The 15,896-nt window shown below is 65.9% G+C and carries 16 protein-coding genes; 7 read left to right on the forward strand and 9 right to left on the reverse strand.

Going from position 1 to position 15,896, the window contains the following annotated elements; all coding sequences use genetic code 11:
* Position 1: 1 nt before the first annotated feature.
* The 5 genes from paaE (at position 2) to I6F12_RS03615 (ending at position 5,130) form a co-directional block, all read left to right on the forward strand.
* Complete coding sequence (gene paaE, locus I6F12_RS03595; protein ID WP_225155513.1) at positions 2-1,084, forward strand: 1,2-phenylacetyl-CoA epoxidase subunit PaaE; 1,083 nt, start codon at positions 2-4, stop codon at positions 1,082-1,084.
* A gap of 101 nt (positions 1,085-1,185) precedes the next feature.
* Positions 1,186-1,635 carry a hydroxyphenylacetyl-CoA thioesterase PaaI gene (gene paaI, locus I6F12_RS03600; protein ID WP_225127359.1) on the forward strand — a complete coding sequence of 150 codons (450 nt, stop codon included), beginning with the start codon at positions 1,186-1,188 and terminating at the stop codon, positions 1,633-1,635.
* Between the two features lie 39 nt (positions 1,636-1,674).
* Entirely contained in the window at positions 1,675-3,006 is a 1,332-nt protein-coding gene (gene paaK, locus I6F12_RS03605; protein WP_036025742.1) for a phenylacetate--CoA ligase PaaK, read from the forward strand.
* 64 nt (positions 3,007-3,070) lie between these two features.
* Positions 3,071-4,072 carry a zinc-binding alcohol dehydrogenase family protein gene (locus I6F12_RS03610; protein WP_036025741.1) on the forward strand — a complete coding sequence of 334 codons (1,002 nt, stop codon included), beginning with the start codon at positions 3,071-3,073 and terminating at the stop codon, positions 4,070-4,072.
* A 2-nt stretch (positions 4,073-4,074) separates the two neighbouring features.
* Positions 4,075-5,130, forward strand: a complete 1,056-nt coding sequence (locus I6F12_RS03615) for a YeeE/YedE family protein (RefSeq protein ID WP_225155514.1) — start codon at positions 4,075-4,077, stop codon at positions 5,128-5,130.
* On the opposite strand, the gene I6F12_RS03620 is transcribed toward I6F12_RS03615, so the two are convergent.
* Positions 5,109-6,023 carry a DMT family transporter gene (locus I6F12_RS03620; RefSeq protein ID WP_225127355.1) on the reverse strand — a complete coding sequence of 305 codons (915 nt, stop codon included), beginning with the start codon at positions 6,021-6,023 and terminating at the stop codon, positions 5,109-5,111. The genes I6F12_RS03615 and I6F12_RS03620 overlap by 22 nt on opposite strands.
* Before the next feature lie 83 nt (positions 6,024-6,106).
* Between I6F12_RS03620 and I6F12_RS03625 the strand changes: the two genes are divergently transcribed.
* The gene (locus tag I6F12_RS03625; RefSeq protein ID WP_225155515.1) at positions 6,107-7,552 is read left to right on the forward strand and encodes a PLP-dependent aminotransferase family protein; all 1,446 of its coding nucleotides are present in this window, start codon (positions 6,107-6,109) and stop codon (positions 7,550-7,552) included.
* Positions 7,553-7,562: 10 nt separating this feature from the next.
* Here I6F12_RS03625 and I6F12_RS03630 read toward each other — a convergent pair whose 3' ends face one another.
* The 4 genes from I6F12_RS03630 to I6F12_RS03645 all read right to left on the reverse strand — a co-directional run bounded on the left by I6F12_RS03630 (position 7,563) and on the right by I6F12_RS03645 (position 11,047).
* Positions 7,563-8,786, reverse strand: a complete 1,224-nt coding sequence (locus tag I6F12_RS03630) for an alpha/beta fold hydrolase (protein ID WP_225155516.1) — start codon at positions 8,784-8,786, stop codon at positions 7,563-7,565.
* A 25-nt stretch (positions 8,787-8,811) separates the two neighbouring features.
* A complete protein-coding gene (locus I6F12_RS03635; RefSeq protein WP_225155517.1) occupies positions 8,812-9,471 on the reverse strand; it encodes a sulfite oxidase-like oxidoreductase in 660 nt (219 codons plus the stop codon).
* An 86-nt stretch (positions 9,472-9,557) separates the two neighbouring features.
* Positions 9,558-10,781: a cytochrome P450 gene (locus I6F12_RS03640; RefSeq protein ID WP_036025735.1), complete on the reverse strand. Its 1,224-nt coding sequence runs from the start codon at positions 10,779-10,781 to the stop codon at positions 9,558-9,560.
* Between the two features lie 56 nt (positions 10,782-10,837).
* Positions 10,838-11,047, reverse strand: coding sequence for a ferredoxin (locus I6F12_RS03645; protein ID WP_018648108.1), 210 nt, complete (start codon positions 11,045-11,047; stop codon positions 10,838-10,840).
* Positions 11,048-11,185: 138 nt separating this feature from the next.
* Between I6F12_RS03645 and I6F12_RS03650 the strand changes: the two genes are divergently transcribed.
* The gene (locus tag I6F12_RS03650) at positions 11,186-11,833 is read left to right on the forward strand and encodes a TetR/AcrR family transcriptional regulator (protein WP_036025733.1); all 648 of its coding nucleotides are present in this window, start codon (positions 11,186-11,188) and stop codon (positions 11,831-11,833) included.
* On the opposite strand, the gene I6F12_RS03655 is transcribed toward I6F12_RS03650, so the two are convergent.
* From I6F12_RS03655 to I6F12_RS03670, 4 genes are all read right to left on the reverse strand, one after another.
* Positions 11,830-12,468 carry an aspartate/glutamate racemase family protein gene (locus I6F12_RS03655; RefSeq protein ID WP_225134095.1) on the reverse strand — a complete coding sequence of 213 codons (639 nt, stop codon included), beginning with the start codon at positions 12,466-12,468 and terminating at the stop codon, positions 11,830-11,832. The two genes, I6F12_RS03650 and I6F12_RS03655, sit on opposite strands and share 4 nt — an antisense overlap.
* A gap of 168 nt (positions 12,469-12,636) precedes the next feature.
* Positions 12,637-13,647: an amino acid ABC transporter substrate-binding protein gene (locus I6F12_RS03660; protein ID WP_036025729.1), complete on the reverse strand. Its 1,011-nt coding sequence runs from the start codon at positions 13,645-13,647 to the stop codon at positions 12,637-12,639.
* A gap of 12 nt (positions 13,648-13,659) precedes the next feature.
* Positions 13,660-15,009, reverse strand: coding sequence for an aspartate aminotransferase family protein (locus I6F12_RS03665; protein WP_225155518.1), 1,350 nt, complete (start codon positions 15,007-15,009; stop codon positions 13,660-13,662).
* 3 nt (positions 15,010-15,012) lie between these two features.
* The gene (locus I6F12_RS03670; RefSeq protein ID WP_225155519.1) at positions 15,013-15,885 is read right to left on the reverse strand and encodes a MurR/RpiR family transcriptional regulator; all 873 of its coding nucleotides are present in this window, start codon (positions 15,883-15,885) and stop codon (positions 15,013-15,015) included.
* Positions 15,886-15,896 lie beyond the last annotated feature (11 nt).

Here is a 15,896-nt window from a genome sequence, read left to right on the forward strand (position 1 = left end):
CATGTCCGCAGCCGCACCGCGCTTCCATCGCCTCGCCGTCAGGGACCTCCGTCGCGAGGCTACGGACGCCGTGTCGATGACCTTCGCCATCCCCAATGAACTCGCCGGCGATTACGCCTTTACGCCCGGCCAGTATCTGACGTTGCGCGCCATGCTTGACGGGGAAGAGGTGCGTCGCTCCTATTCGATCTGCTCCGGCCCCGACGATGGCGAGATCCGTATCGCCGTGAAGAAGGTCGATGGTGGCGCGTTCTCGAACTGGGCCGCCGAAGATCTCAAATGCGGCGACGAGCTCGACGTGATGACGCCGACCGGCCGTTTCGGTGTGGTCCCGCCGGCAGATCGTGCGCGCGTTCATGTCGGCTTCGCCGCCGGCTCCGGCATCACGCCGATCCTGTCGATCGTGAAGGGCGTACTCGCGCGCGAGCCGGGCAGCCGCTTCTTCCTTTTCTACGGCAACCGCACCACCGACAACATCATGTTCCTCGAAGCGCTCGAGGAGCTGAAGGACCGCTTCATCGATCGTCTCTCGATCTTCTACGTGCTCTCCGGCGAGGAGCAGGACATCCCGATGCTGCATGGCCGACTCGACGGCGACAAGGTGAGGGTGCTGCTCCGCGCATTGGTGCCGGCGGCCAGCGTCGATCACGTCTTCATCTGCGGTCCTCTTGGCATGAGCGAGGAGATCGAGGCGACCTGCCGCGATCTCGGCATCGCGGACGAGCGCATCCATGTCGAGCGCTTCGTCTCCGAGTTCGGCGGCAAGCCGCGGCCAAAAAAGGCGGTTGCGCCCGACGCGCCGCCGAAGGCGATCGCCTCGCTGATCATCGACGGCAAGCGCCGCGACGTGCCGGTTGCCGAGGACGAGGCGATCCTCGATGCCGCCCTGCGCGCCGGTGTCGATCTGCCCTTTGCCTGCAAGGGCGGCATGTGCTCGACCTGCCGCGCAAAACTGGTCGAGGGCGAGGCGCCGATGGACATCAACTATTCGCTGGAACCGTGGGAGCTCGAGGCCGGTTTTGTTCTCACCTGCCAGGCCAAGCCGTCCACGGAGCGGGTCGTAGTCGACTATGATCATGTCTGATCGGGCGTTCTGCGGCTCCGCAATGCAAATGCGTCGCATGATTTGACAGCGTGAGCCAACCAGAACAACATCATGAGCAAACGTCTGGCCGGGAGAAGCGCGTGAACGTGAAAGCCGCCCTGTCGTCTGAGGATATCGCCCGCGCCTGCGCCGATGCGATGTGGGCCGAGGACGATGCCTCCAAAGGTCTCGGCATGGAGATCGTCGAGATCGGCCCGGGCTTTGCGACGCTCGCCATGACGGTGCGGCCTGATATGGTCAACGGCCAGCGTATTGCTCATGGCGGCTTCATCTTCACGCTCGCCGATTCCGCCTTCGCGTTCGCCTGCAACTCGCACAATGAGCGCGTCGTGGCGGCACAGGGCCAGATCACGTTCATCAAGCCGGGCAAGCTTGGCGATCGTCTCATCGCAAGAGCGCGGGAGATCACCCGCGGCGGCCGCTCCGGCATCTACGACGTGCGTGTCACGGCGGGCGAGGTCGTCATCGCGGAATTCCGCGGACATTCCCGCGTCATTCCCGGCAAATGGCTGCCGGCGCAAGATCAATAAAACCAAACAAAAAAGAACAGGCAATGTGGGGAAACGAGGATGGCTCTGACGAGGCTCAAGGAAGGTGGCAACGCCTATAGCGCCGAGATGGATGCGCATGAGCGCGCCTCGCGCGGCGAGATCATGGCGCTGCAGAAGCAGCGGTTGGCGTGGTCGCTGAAGCACGCCTACGACAACGTCGCGCATTACCGCAAGGCGTTCGACAAAGCGGGCGTGCATCCGTCCGACTTTCGCGAGCTCTCTGATCTCGCCAAATTCCCGTTCACGGTCAAGACGGACCTGCGCGACAATTATCCCTTCGACATGTTCGCCGTGCCGCGCGAAAAGCTGGTGCGGGTGCATGCCTCATCCGGCACGACCGGAAAGCCGATCGTGGTCGGCTATACGCAGCGCGACATCGACACCTGGTCCGAGGTGATGGCGCGCTCGATCCGGGCCGCCGGCGGCCGCACCGGCATGATCATCCACAATGCGTATGGCTATGGACTCTTCACCGGCGGTCTCGGCGTGCACTACGGCGCCGAGAAGCTTGGCTGCACGGTTGTCCCCATTTCCGGGGGCATGACCGAGCGGCAGGTGCAGCTCATCAATGATTTCCGGCCCGACATCATCACGGTGACGCCGAGCTACATGCTGGCGATCCTCGACGAGTTCAAGCGCCAGAAGCTTGATCCGCGCCAGTGTTCGCTCAAGATCGGCATCTTCGGCGCGGAACCCTGGACCAACGCGATGCGCGCCGAGATCGAGGACGCCTTCGACATGGACGCGACCGACATCTATGGCCTGTCCGAGGTGATCGGCCCGGGCGTCGCTCAGGAATGCATCGAGACCAAGGATGGCCTGCACATCTGGGAGGATCATTTCTACCCGGAAGTGATCGACCCCGAGACCGGCGCGGTGCTGCCCGACGGCGAGAAGGGCGAGCTGGTCTTCACGTCGCTCACCAAGGAAGCCTTTCCGGTGATCCGCTATCGAACCCGCGACCTGACGCGGCTGCTGCCGGGAACGGCACGGCCGGGCATGCGGCGGATGGAGAAGGTGACCGGGCGCTCGGACGACATGATCATCCTGCGCGGCGTCAATCTGTTCCCGACCCAGATCGAGGAGGTGCTGCTCGCGACCGACTGGTGCGGCGGCCATTTCATCCTCGAGCTCACCCGGGAAGGCCGCATGGACGAGCTCACCATCATCGCCGAGGCGCGGCCCGAGAGCTGGGACGGCCGCGGCCTCGTCGACCATGCGGATCGAATTTCGACCCACATCAAGAATACGATCGGCGTCAGCTCCAGGGTGCAGGTAGTTGCGCCGGCCACGCTGGAGCGCTCGCTCGGCAAGGCCAAGCGGCTCTTCGACAAGCGGCCAAAGGACTGACCGGACGGATTGACTCGACCGGCGCCAGAGGCGACAAGGCCCGCGAGAAATCGCGGGTCTTTTCATGTCAGCCGATGCCAAAACCGTCGAAGCGCGCTGTGTGCGCCTCAGCGCCAAAGCTGAAAATGCCGCTGCGCTTGCGCCGACAATTGAGCGGCAGATGCTTGCGCGCGGGCCGAACGATCTTCTGATCGAGGTGAAGGCTGCCGCGGTCAATCCCTCCGACGTCAAGGCTGCGACCGGGCTGATGCCCTATGCCGTGTTCCCCCGGACCCCCGGCCGCGACTATGCCGGCGTGGTGATTGACGGGCCCGCCGGCACCATTGGGAACGAAGTGTTCGGCTCGTCCGGGGACCTCGGCATTCGTCGTGACGGCACTCATGCGAGCCATCTCGTGGTCGAAGCAGATGCGGTCGTGGAGAAGCCGAAGACTGTGTCCTGGGAGGAGGCCGCCGGCATCGGCGTGCCCTTCGTGACCGCGATGGAAGGCTTTCGCAGGGCGGGCGTGCCGAAGCGCGGCGAGACCGTTCTGGTTTTCGGGGTGAATGGCAAGGTCGGTCAGGCCGCGGTGCAGATCGCGACCTGGCAGGGCGCGCGCGTGATCGGTGTGGTGCGCAGGGCGGAAGCCTATGAAGGCCACACCAACGCGCCCATCGAGGTGATCGACGCCTCCGCCACCGAAATCGCCGCGCGCGTGCACGAATTGACCGGCGGCAAGGGCGCCGACGTCGTCTTCAACACGGTCGGCGATCCCTATTTCCAGGCCGCGCACAAATCGCTCGCGCTTCGCGGCCGCCAAATCCTGATCGCCGCGATCGACCGCATCGTGCAGTTCAACATCCTCGAATTCTATCGGGGCCAGCACACTTATGTCGGCATCGACACGCTGGGTCTATCCTCGGCCGCGACGGGTGCGGTGCTGCGCGACATCGGGCCGGGTTTTGCGAGCGGCCATCTGAAGCCGTTTCCGATCAGGGCGAATGCGATCTATCCGCTGGAGCGCGCGAAGGAAGCGTATGTTGCGGTCGCCGGCTCCTCGCGTGACCGGGTGATCCTGAAGCCGTAACCATGGAATCCACGCAACTCGTTATCCTCGCCGGCCTGGCCATCGGTCTCGTCTACGGTGCCGTTGGCCTGCTCAGCGGTTTCTGCCTGATGAGCAGCATGCGCGGGTTACTGGCTGAGGGCGACGGGCGGCTGGTGCGGACCTACGCGCTCGCAATCGCTGTTGCGATCGCCGCGAGCCAGTTCCTCGCCGGCAGCGGCACGGTCGATCTCGGCAAGTCGATCTATCTGCAGCAATCGTTTTCGCCGGCGGTGCTGTTCCTCGGCGGCCTGCTGTTCGGCTACGGCATGGTGCTTTCGAACGGCTGCGGCTCGCGGGCGCTGGTGCTGCTCGGCCGCGGCAATCTCCGCTCCTTCGTGGTCGTGATCGTGCTCGCGATTGCCGCGCAGATGACGCTGAAGGGCCTCATCGCACCGGCGCGCGTTGCGCTGGTCCAGGCAACGCAAGCCACGGCTCCTGCCAATTCGCTGCCGTCGTTGCTGGCGACGCTCGGCTTCACGGAATCGCTTTCACGCGCGCTCGCCGCGGCCGCGACAACCGTCGCGCTGAGCCTGTTCGCTTTCGCGCATCCTGCGTTCCGTCGCTCGCCCGGTCAGGTCGTAGCGGGCATCATTGTGGGCCTCCTCGTCGCCGGCGGCTGGCTGGCCACCGGCTATCTCGGTGCCGACGACTTCAATCCGGTCCCCGTGACCTCCCTTACGTTCGTCGCGCCGATCGCCGATAGCCTGCAATATGCCATGCTCTCGACTGGACTGACGCTCAACTTCGGCATCGCGACGGTGGCCGGCGTCTTCGCCGGCAGTCTGGTGACGGCACTCGCAACTGGCCGCTTCAAGCTCGAAGGCTATTCCTCGCCGCGCCACATGCTCCGCTCAGGGACCGGTGCCGCGCTGATGGGGATCGGCGGCGTGATGGCGTTCGGCTGCTCGATCGGGCAGGGGCTCACCGGCGTGTCTACGCTCGCGCTGGGATCGTTCGTCGCGGCTGCCGGCATCCTGCTCGGCACCGCGGCGGGCCTGCGCGGGGTTCTGCGGGTTCAGCCTCTCGCGGTGGCCTGACTGCGCAACAACCGATCGCCCAGCGTCGCAAGGCCGATGCCGGAGACGATCAGTGCGGCCGCGACGGCAAGGCTCGCGTCGATGGGTTCACCCAGAAGGATCGCAGCGCTGGCGATGCCGACCAGCGGTGTCCCGGTGGTGCCGAGCGACGTCGTCAGGGCTGAGATGCTCTTGTTGACCATCGACATCGCCCAATAAGCCAGGACCGTTCCGACCAGGCCCGAATAGAGAAACAACAATACGAGCCTCCACGACCACTCCACATGCGGGAGGCCATCCACAGCTGTCGCGCCGACCGACAGCACGATCGTTGCCACGAGCACCTGCCAAAGCAAAAGCTGAAGCGGAGATCCGATCCAGCGATGCGCGCGGATATAGATGATGTTCGCAGCCCAAGAGATCGCGGCCAGGATGACCATGCCGGCGCCGAGCAGCACGTTTGGGTTGGTCCAGTCGATCGAGGATGGATTCAGGATGACGGCAAGGCCGATCAGCCCGAGCAGAGCGCCGGCGAGCTTCGGCGCCGTCAGCGTGTCCTTGCCGAAAAGGGGCGCGGCGAGTGCGACCCAGAGCGGCGTGGTGTAGCCGAGCACGATGCCCTTGCTTGCGGGCAGGAAGCGAAGGCCGCTGGCAACCAGGATCGAGAACAGCGTCATATGCAGCAGCGCCACGCTCAGGATCACGGGAAAGTCGCGTCGCTCCGGGATCACGAGATTGTTGCTCAGTCCGAGCAGCACGAACAATCCAACCAGCGCGATCCAACTCCGGATTGCCGCGCTCCACAACGGCGGGACGAACTGCACGAGCTGCTTGGTCACCGACCAATTCACGCCCCAGGCCAGCACCACGATGAGGAACAGGCCGATGGCCGCACGGGGTGACAGGGTGTTCATGTCGCAGGTCCTTGAAGCAGTCCGAGCCGCCGGATAGCATCCCGACTGGCATTTGAAAAAGTGCCAGATTGGAGAAGAAGAGAGTGCCAGTATCCGACACGACGATCTCCGCGTTGATCGAGCTGAAGCGGACCGATGGCGAGGGGCTGGTGGCGCAACTGACGAGCCAGCTGCGAGGCCTGATCGCGACCGGCCGCCTCGGCAAAGGCCGCGTTCTGCCGTCGAGCCGACGGCTTGCGAGCGATCTCGGCGTCTCGCGCAACACCGTCACATACGCGTTCGAGCAGCTCGCGGCCGAGGGATATGTCGCAGCGTCTCATGGCCGCCGTCACGTGGTCATGATCGACGGCCACGAACGCATCGAACGGGGCGCCGTCGCAGCGGGCGAATGCGTCGGCAAACTGCGGCTCTCGCCTTGGGCTACGAAGCTCCAGCAGGCCGACTGGCCGATGTCTTATCGGGGGGAGCTCAAACCGCTGCGCCCGGGGCTGGGCGATTTCAGGGAGTTTCCGAACGAGGTCTGGGCACGCTGCCTGCGCCGCAGTGCCGTGCATGCAGGCAGGCGCGAGCTGGGACCGGTCAACCGGCTGCGCCTGCGGGAGGCGCTGACGCATTATCTGGCGACGAACCGGGACGTCCGCGCCACGGCGGAGCAGATCATGATCCTGCCGAGCGCGCAGGCCGCGCTGACCTTGATTGCTGCCACACTCATTTCACCGGGCGATCATGTATGGGTTGAAGACCCCGGCTATCCCGGCGCGGCGGCTGCCTTTCACGCATCCGGCGCGCGCCTGACCGGCATCAGCCTGGATGAACAGGGCATGCAGCGAATGCCAGGCCTTGGAGCTCCCAGGCTGATCTTCATGACGCCGTCGCATCAGCACCCAACCGGCCGGTTGATGTCGCTAGCCCGTCGAACCGAGTTTCTCGCGGCAAGCCGGCCCGGCAGGACCTGGATCGTCGAGGACGATTACGACGGCGAATTCCACTACGACAGCCGGCCGGTGCCGGCCTTGCAGGGGTTAGATGCCCATGGCCGTGTGTTCTATGTCGGCACATTCTCGAAGGCGATGAGGTCGGACATCCGGCTCGGCTATCTGGTCGCGCCGGCGGCGCTGGTCAGCACCTTGGAGATCGCGCAGCAGCACATGGGACTGATCGCCGCCAGCCACATTCAGGAGGCGCTGGCCGAATTCATCGCCGATGGGCACTTCCTCGCGCATCTGCGCCGCATGCGCCGGCTCTATCACGCGCGCCGCGATCATCTTGTCGAGGAGCTGCAGCGGCATCTCGGTGGCATGCTCTTGGTCGAGGTGCCCCCCGGCGGTATCCAGCTCGTCGCCCGTCTCGAGCGCGGCCGCACTGATCGGGCGGCGGTGAAGCGGCTGGTCGAGGCGGGCGTCGAAACGCGCGCCTTGTCCAGCCTAGCGCTCGGCAAGCCGCGCGATCACGGCCTGCTGCTCGGCTTTGCGGCGTGGCGCGAAAACGAGATCAGCGCGGCCGTGCGCACGATGGCGTCGTGCTTCTAGCGGGGCATCGCTACTCCACCGCTTTCGTCACGATCCGGATCTCCGATGTCAGCGTCCGGTGCACCGGGCACTTGTCGGCGATCTCCATCAGCTTCTTGCGCTGCTCGGCATCGAGGGCGCCGTCGATCGCGATGTCGCGCTCGATCTGGTCGAGCATGCCCTCGCGGGTCTCGCACTCCGCACAATCCTTGGCGTAGATCTTGGAATGCTTCAGCGTGACCGTGACGCGGTCGAGCGGCAGCGACTTGCGGTCGGCATAGAGACGCATGGTTATCGAGGTGCAGGCACCTAAGCCGGCGAGCAGGAAATCGTACGGGCCGGGCCCGGCATCCGCGCCGCCGGCTGCAATGGGCTCGTCCGCCACCAGATGATGCGGGCCGACGGTGATGGTCTGGTTGAACTTGCTCTTGCGGGTCTCCTGCACCACGACCTTACGCGGCTCCTCCGGCAGATCCATCGCCTTCGCGGGCGTCGCTGCATCGACGTAACGGCTGGCCCAGGCCACGATCACGTCGGCGGCGTAGAGCGCGTCAGCAGGCTTGGTCAGAAGATGATCGGCATGGTCGAGCGAGACGAAGCTCTTGGGGTGTCTTGCCGCGACGAAGAGCTTCGTTGCGTTGTCGATGCCGACGGTGTCGTCGAGGGGCGAATGCATCACCAGCAGCGCCTTGTGCAGGCCGGTGACGTCCTTCATCAGCTCGTGCTCGGCGATATCGTCGAGGAATTCGCGCTTGATCCGGAACGGGCGTCCCGCAAGCGAGACTTCGACCTCGCCTTGCGCGCGGATGTTGTCGAGATGCTCCCTGAACAGGCCGGTGACGTGGGCGGGATCCGAGGGCGCCGCGATGGTGGCCACCGCTCTCGCCTCGGGAATCCGTCCGGCAGCGGCGAGGATCGCGGCGCCACCCAGGCTATGGCCGATCAGGATCGAGGGCGCCTTGCGGGTCTCGCGCAGATGATCGGCCGCGCGCACGAGATCGGCAACGTTGGAGGAGAACGTCGAGTTGGCGAAATCACCGCCGCTGGAGCCGAGCCCGGTGAAGTCGAAGCGCAGCACCGCGATGCCCTTGGCGGCGAGCGCGACCGAGATGCGCTTGGCCGCCAGCGTGTCCTTGCCGCAGGTGAAGCAATGCGCGAACAGCGCGAAAGCCGCGGGCTCGCCGTCAGGCAGCTCCAGCGCGGCCGCGAGCTGATGGCCGCCTTCGCCGGTGAATTGAAAGCGTTCCGTCGGCATGGGCTTCCCCCCGTCTTGCTCGAACCTAATCGCCCGAATAGCGCTGCTCGGCCCAGGGATCACCGCGGTTATGATAGCCGCGGACTTCCCAGAAGCCCGGCGCGTCCTCGGTCAGGAATTCGATGGCCTGGAGCCATTTCGTGCTCTTCCAGAAATAGAGGCGCGGCACGACCAGCCGCACCGGGCCGCCATGCTCCTCCGTCAGCGGCTGGCCGGACCAGCTGTGGGCGAGCAGCGCGTCCTCGGCGGCAAAATCCTCCAGCGCGAGATTGGTGGTGTAACCGTCATAGGAATGCAGCACGACGAAGCGAGCATCCTCGCGCGGCTGGCAGGCCACCAGCAGCTCACGCGTGGCGAGCCCTTCCCATTCGTTGTCATAGCGCGACCAGGTCGTGACGCAATGGATGTCCGAGGTGAACCGGGACTGCTTCTGCGCGGCGAATTCGGCAAAGGTCCAGAAAACGGGGGTCTCGACCGCGCCATAGACGTCGAGCCGCCAGCGCTCGCGCGAGACCGGCGGCGTGACCCCGAGATCGAGTACCGGCCAGTCCTTGGTGAGGTGCTGCCCGGGCGGAAGCCTTTGATCCTCCGGGCGTGTCATCTTGCCGGTGAGAAAGCGGCCCTCGCGCGCCCACTTCTCCTTGGTGCGCGTCAGCTTGCTGTCGGATGGCGTCTCGTCGGTCATGGCCTGTGCTCGTGGCGATGCATGGCGGAGGCGTGCTTGGTGTCGCGCCCGCCATGAAAGGCCTGTCCGCTTCCTTTGGGAAGGCCTTACATCGCCTTTCCGAGCAAAAATGGCAACTGGCGGGGGCCGCGCACCGTTCCTTGCGACCAAGTCACAGTGCCTGCCGGATCGAGCCGGAAGTCGGGAATCCGCTTCAGCCATTCCTCCAGCGCCACCTGCATTTCCATGCGCGCGAGGTTGGAACCGACGCAGCGGTGGATGCCGAGGCCGAAGGCCGCGTGACGATTCTCGCGCCGGTCGATCACGACTTTGTCAGCGTCCGGAAACATCGTGGGGTCGCGGTTGGCTGCCGGGAACGACAGCAGCACCATGTTGCCCGGCTTGACCGGACAGCCGGACACCGTGGTCTCCTTGACCACCTCGCGCGCCATCGTCACCGGCGAATAGGCGCGCAGCAGCTCCTCCACGGCGGTTGGAATCAGTCCGGGCTCGGCGATTAGCCGCTCGCGGTCGGCCGGCGTCTTCGCAAGATGCCAGAGCGAGGAGCCGATCGCGCTCCAGGTGGTGTCGATGCCGGCGATCAGCAGCAGGCGCAGCGAGCCCATCACATGGGTGTCCTCGAGCGGATTGCCGTTCTTGTCCCTGGCGTTCATCAGGTAGGAGATCAGGTCGTCGGTGGGCTTGCTCTTGCGCGCTTCGATGTGGCCGCCGAAATAGGCCGTCATCTCCTGCACGGCCTGGAGCAGCTTGCTCTCGTCCTTGATGCCGAGCTCGAGGATCATGTGGATCCAATTAATGAAAAGGTCGCTGTCGCTCTCGGGAATACCGAGCATGTGCGCGATCGCCCGAACCGGGATGTGCTTGGTGTAGCGCGCCGCAGCGTCCACCCTCTGCTCGGCGATGAAGTCGTCGATCAGCTCGTTGCAGATGGCGCGGACGCGCGGCTCGAGCTTCTTCATCGCGTCCGGGGTGAACGGCGGCAGCAGCAATTGCTTGGCCGGCTTGTGCTCGGGCGGATCGGAGGTGATCGGCGGGGCTGCGTTCCTGCTGGTGATTTCCGGCCGTACGTCGCGGACGATGATGCGGCGGGAGGAGAAGTGCTCGGTGTCGTTGGCGATCTCGCGCACGGCCTCATAGGTCGTCGGCAAATAGCAGCCGAGGAAGCGTTTCGTGTGCACCACGGGGCTTACGGCTCGCAGCTCGTCCCAGATCGGGAACGGGTCCTCGGTCCATTGCGGATCGGTGTGGTCGAAATCATGAACCCAGTCGGTGACGGGCGGATGGGCGACAGGCTGGTCGACGTCGGACATGGCAGGGAATCCCTTGGCTCGTATTCGCTGAACGCAGCGGGGCGGCAACGGCCGCACTATTCCTCGATCACATCGATTGCGATTTCCGGGCAGTTGGATTTCGCAAGCCAGGCCTTGTCCTCAAGTCCCGGAGGGACGGTGCCGTCACCAGCTTCGTGCGCGTTGCCGTATTCGTCGAGCTCGAAAAGCTCCGGCGCGAGCGCCTTGCAGCGGGCATGGCCCTGGCATTTGTCGGGATCGACGTGAACCTTCAGTCGCTCTGCCATTCTCGGCTTCCTTGGTCGTGTGCGCGCGAGGGCCCGAAGGCGGCGCGTTTCCTCATCTCGGTTCTATTTAAGTTATATACTATTACATTCGCGGCGGGCTTCCCTTGTCAAGCGGGAACTTGTAGGCTTCGCCCCGACATGCGTTCACGACCAGCCCGCAAGCCCGCGAAGACCTACCACCATGGCGATCTTCGCGATGCGCTGATCGAGGCCGCGCTGCAAGAGGCGGAGCGGGGCGGCGCGGAGGCGATCAGCATCAAGGCGCTTGCCAAGAAGCTCGGGGTCTCGCAGCCGGCGCCATACCGGCATTTTGCCGACCGCGAGGCGCTGCTCGCCGCCGTCACCGCGCAAGCATTCCGGCAGCTCTCAGCGCTCTTGCGTGATGCGATGGCAAAGCCGTCGCAGCAATCGAAGCTCTCGCGGCTCGCACAGGCGACGCTCGATTTCGGCTTGCGCCGGAATGGCATCTACCGCCTGATGTTCGCCTCGCGCACGGTGTCCTGCGCGGCCAAGGGCAGCGAGCTGCACGAGGCAACGCGGGAGACCTTTGCGCTCGTCATCGAAGCTCTGGAAGCGCCCGCCGTGGGCTATTTGCGCGAACGGCAGGCGCTCAAGATCTGGGCGGCGCTACACGGCGTGGTGATGCTGGCCGAGCAGGGCCTGTTCACGGGCGAGGCGGCGCATGCCACGCGCGAGGAGCTGGTCGAGGATTTCGTCAACGAGACGAAGGCTGCGCTTGCGGTCGCGATCAAGGATGCGCGACGTCGGACCAAGGCCGGCGCTTAACCCTTCGCCTTCAGCAGCTTCATCAGCTTTTCGACCGCGCTGTCCGGCGTGGTCACGACGGGGCGGCCGGCGGCCTCCGCGACCAGCGGCGCCGTCGCGGCGATGCTGAATTGCGCCAGCGCGATGACGTCGCAATCGCGCAAGCTCCGTGAGGCCTCCGCGATCAGCCGGTCATGCGTGGCGCGGTCGCCGCGGTCGAGCGCGGCCAGCGCGCCGTCGGCGAGCTTCGGCACCACCTCGACGGAGGCGGGAAACTCGGGCGGCATCGACGCCAGCGTCGGCGGAAAGGTCGAGAGCAGGCCGATGCGCCGGCCCATGGTCACCGCCCTGTCGATCATGGCCTCGTTCGGCTTCAGCACCGGCATCGGCGCATGCGCGCGCGCGACGGCCTCGATGCACGGGCCGAAGGCGGAGCAGGTGAACAGGATTCCATCCGCTCCCGTCGCCGCTGCATAGTCGCCGAGCGCGAGGAACCGTTCCGTCATGGCATCGTTGAGTTGCCCGTCGCGGGCGAGATCCGCCGAGAGACTGTCGTCAAGCAGGTTCATCAGCCGCGCCTCGGGCCACGCCTGCGCAAACGCTGCCTCGATCGGGGCGATGGAATGCTTGAGGGCGTGGATAAGGGCGATGCGCATGGGGGGCTCGATGCTTCTTCTCCCTCTCCCCGTTCTTACGGGGAGAGGGTCGGGGGTGAGGGGCTCTCTCGGCGCAAAAAGGTGAGAGCTGGACGCGCGGAAACTCCCCCTCCCCCGGATTGCTGCGCAATCCGACCTCTCCCCGCAAGCGGGGAGAGGTGAACTCCCTTACTTGAACGGAATGGCGTACATCAAGCCGCCTTTGCTCCAGAGGCCGTTGAGGCCGCGATCGAGCTTGAGCGGGCTGGCCTTGCCGACATTGCGCTCGAAAATCTCGCCGTAATTGCCGCCGGCCTTGATCGCCTTGACCAGCCATTTGTTGTCGAGCCCGAGCCGCGAGCCGAGGTCGCCGCTGGCCCCTAGCAGCCGCTGGATCGCAGGCGTTTGCGACTTCGTCATCTCCTCGACATTGGCTTGCGTGACGCCGAGCTCCTCGGCCTCGATCAGGCCGTAATGCAGCCAGGCGATGATGTCGCTCCAGACCTCGTCGCCATTGCGGGTGAAGGGTCCGAGCGGCTCCTTGCTGATGGTCTGCGGCAGCACAATGTAGTCGGCTGCGTTCGGCGCGGCCGTGGTCACCGCGCCGGCGAGGGCCGAAGCGTCCTGGGTCATCGCATCGCAGCGGCCGCCGAAGAAGGTCTGGTACATGGTGTCGACGCGGTCGAACACCAGGGGCTTCCAGTCGATGCCGTTGGCGCGGCCGTAATCGCCGAGCGTGACCTCGTGCGTGGTGCCCTGCGCGACGCAGACGGTGGCGCCCTTGAGGTCCTTCAGCTCCTTGACGCCGAGGTCCTTCTTCACGACAAAACCCTGGCCGTCGTAGAAGTTGATCGGACCCTGCCGCAGGCCCAGCGTCGCGCCGCGCAAATAGGTCTGCGTCGAGTTGCGATAGAGCACGTCGATCTCGCCCGATTGCAGGGCGGTGAAGCGGTTCTGAGCCGTCAGCGAGACGTAGCGCACCTTGGTAGGATCGCCGAGCACGCCGGCCGCCAGCGCGCGGCAATAATCGACGTCGAGACCCCTGTAATTGCCTTGCGAGTCCGGCGCCGAGAAGCCGGCAAAACCGGCACTGACGCCACACACCAGCGTGCCGCGGCTCTTCACCGTATCGAGCGTCGCCGCCGCTGCGATCACCGTCGATGCCGCGAGCAGGCCCGCTGCGATAACCACTTTCCTCATACTACTCTCCCCTCACTGATTGACACTACGCAACACGCTGTCGACGGCCGTGCCCAGCTTGTCGACGATCAGGTCGATTTCGTCCGCCGAGGCGATATAGGGCGGTGCCAGCAGCACGTGGTCGCCGCGCACGCCATCGACGGTACCGCCGCTGGGATAGCAGCCGAGGCCACCGGCAAAGGCCTCCGCCTTGATCTTCTGGTGCAGCTTGAGGGCCGGATCGAACGAGGTGCGGCTAGCGCGATCGGCAACCAGCTCGATCGCCCAGAACAGGCCGCGGCCCCTGATGTCGCCGACATGGCGATGATTGCCGAAGCGTTGGGTCAGGCGCTGCTCGAGCTGCTTGCCGCGCTCCTTCACGCGGTCGAGCAGGCCATCCTCGCGGATCACATCCTGCACCGCGAGCGCCGCAGCGCAGGCGAGGGGATGCGCCAGATAAGTGTGGCCGTGCTGGAACGCGCCCGAACCCGAGCGGATCGTGTCGATGATCTTGCCGCTTGCCAGCATCGCACCGATCGGCTGATAGCCGCCGCCGAGCCCCTTTGCGATCGCCTGGATGTCGGGGGCGACACCTTCTTGCTCCCACGCATGCATCGTGCCGGTGCGGCCCATGCCGCACATGACCTCGTCGAGAATGAGCAGCGCACCGTGACGGTCGCAGATCTCGCGCATCGCTTTGAAGTAGCCGTCCGGGGCGGCCACGGCGCCGGCGGTGGCGCCGACGACGGGCTCGGCGAGGAAGGCGGCGACGGTGTCGGGGCCGAGCCGCTGGAACTCGGCTTCGAGCTCGGCGGCGAGACGCGCGACGAACTGCGCATCCGACTCGGCCTCGCGCTTCTCGCGATAGGCGAAGGCCGGCGTGACGTGGCTGAAAGCGGTCGAGAGCAGCGGCGCATATGGCGCGCGACGCCAGGCATTGCCGCCGGCGGCGAGCGCGCCGAGGGTGTTGCCGTGATAGCTCTGCCGCCGCGCGATGAAGTGCTGCCGCTGCGGCTCGCCGCGCTCGATGAAATATTGCCGCGCCAGCTTGATGCTGGCTTCGATTGCCTCCGATCCGCCGCTGACGAAATAGGCGTAGGCGAGCCCGCCGGGCTCCTGTCCGACCAGTATTTCAGCAAGAGCTTCCGCCGGCTCGGAGGAGAAGAAAGCCGTATGCGCATAGGCGAGCGTGGACGCCTGCTTGGCCATCGCCGCGATCACGCGCGGATGCTGGTGACCGAGGCAGGAGACCGCCGCGCCGCCGGAGGCATCGATGATGCGCCGTCCGTCCTCGGCGAAGAGATAAACGCCTTCGCCGCCGATCGCCTTGGGCGGCGTTTCGCGCAGCGAGCGATGCAGCACGCGGCTGGTGCGAGTGCTCATGTGTCAACCTTTCTCCTGGACGTAGGTGGAGGCAGCACTGAGCCGCGCCTCGGTGTTTTCCAGACGCTTCTTCGCGGCGGCGCCGCCGAGCGAGAACGTGACCGCCGCGAGCGACTGCGCGATCGCGATCGCGCCGGTGAGACTGGGGAAGAAGCCGGGCGAGGACGCGGCCTCGAACAGCAGCACATGGTCGGCGCCCTCGGCCATCGGTGCCGTCAGGCTGTCCGCAATCGAGATCAGCGCCGCGCCACTGCGATGAGCGGCCTGCGCGACGCGGACGCTCGCATGCGTGTAAGGCAGGAAGCCGATGACGATGACGGCTTCGCCGGGACGGAACGCGCCGAGATCGAGGTCGTCGGGCCCGGACGTGCCGACGAGCTGCACCTGTTCGGGCCGGAACAGGCGCAGTTCGTAGTTCAGGAGCTCCGCGACGCTGCGGCAGCTGCGGTAGCCCGCGATCCAGATCCGCTTGGCCTCGTGCAGCGCGCGCGCCGCTTCCGCGATCGGCTGGGCCGGGATGCGCGGAAGGCCGGCGGCCTCGGCCTCGAGCTTGTCAAGGACGAGCGTAACATCGGCGTTCGGCCCGTGACGGCGGCCTCTTGTGCGGCCGGAGAAGGGCGCGGTCTGCGACGGCCGCCGCGCCTCGGTCAGCGCCGCACGCAGCTCGTCCCATCCGGAATAGCCGATCGCTTTCGCAAGCCGCGTGAACGCGGCGGGATCGGCGCCGGCTTCCGCCGCGAGATCGCGCATCGAGCGGGTGGTGGCATCGTAGTCGTTGGCGGCAACGAAACGGCCGACCTCCTGCAGGCGCAGGGGGAGCGATGGCAATGCGATGCGCAGGTCGCTCAGGGGCGAGGATTTCGCGGGCTCGGCCATGCAACATTTGT

It is taken from the genome of Bradyrhizobium sp. IC4059 (assembly GCF_020193615.1).
GTDB classification, from domain to species: domain Bacteria; phylum Pseudomonadota; class Alphaproteobacteria; order Rhizobiales; family Xanthobacteraceae; genus Bradyrhizobium; species Bradyrhizobium yuanmingense.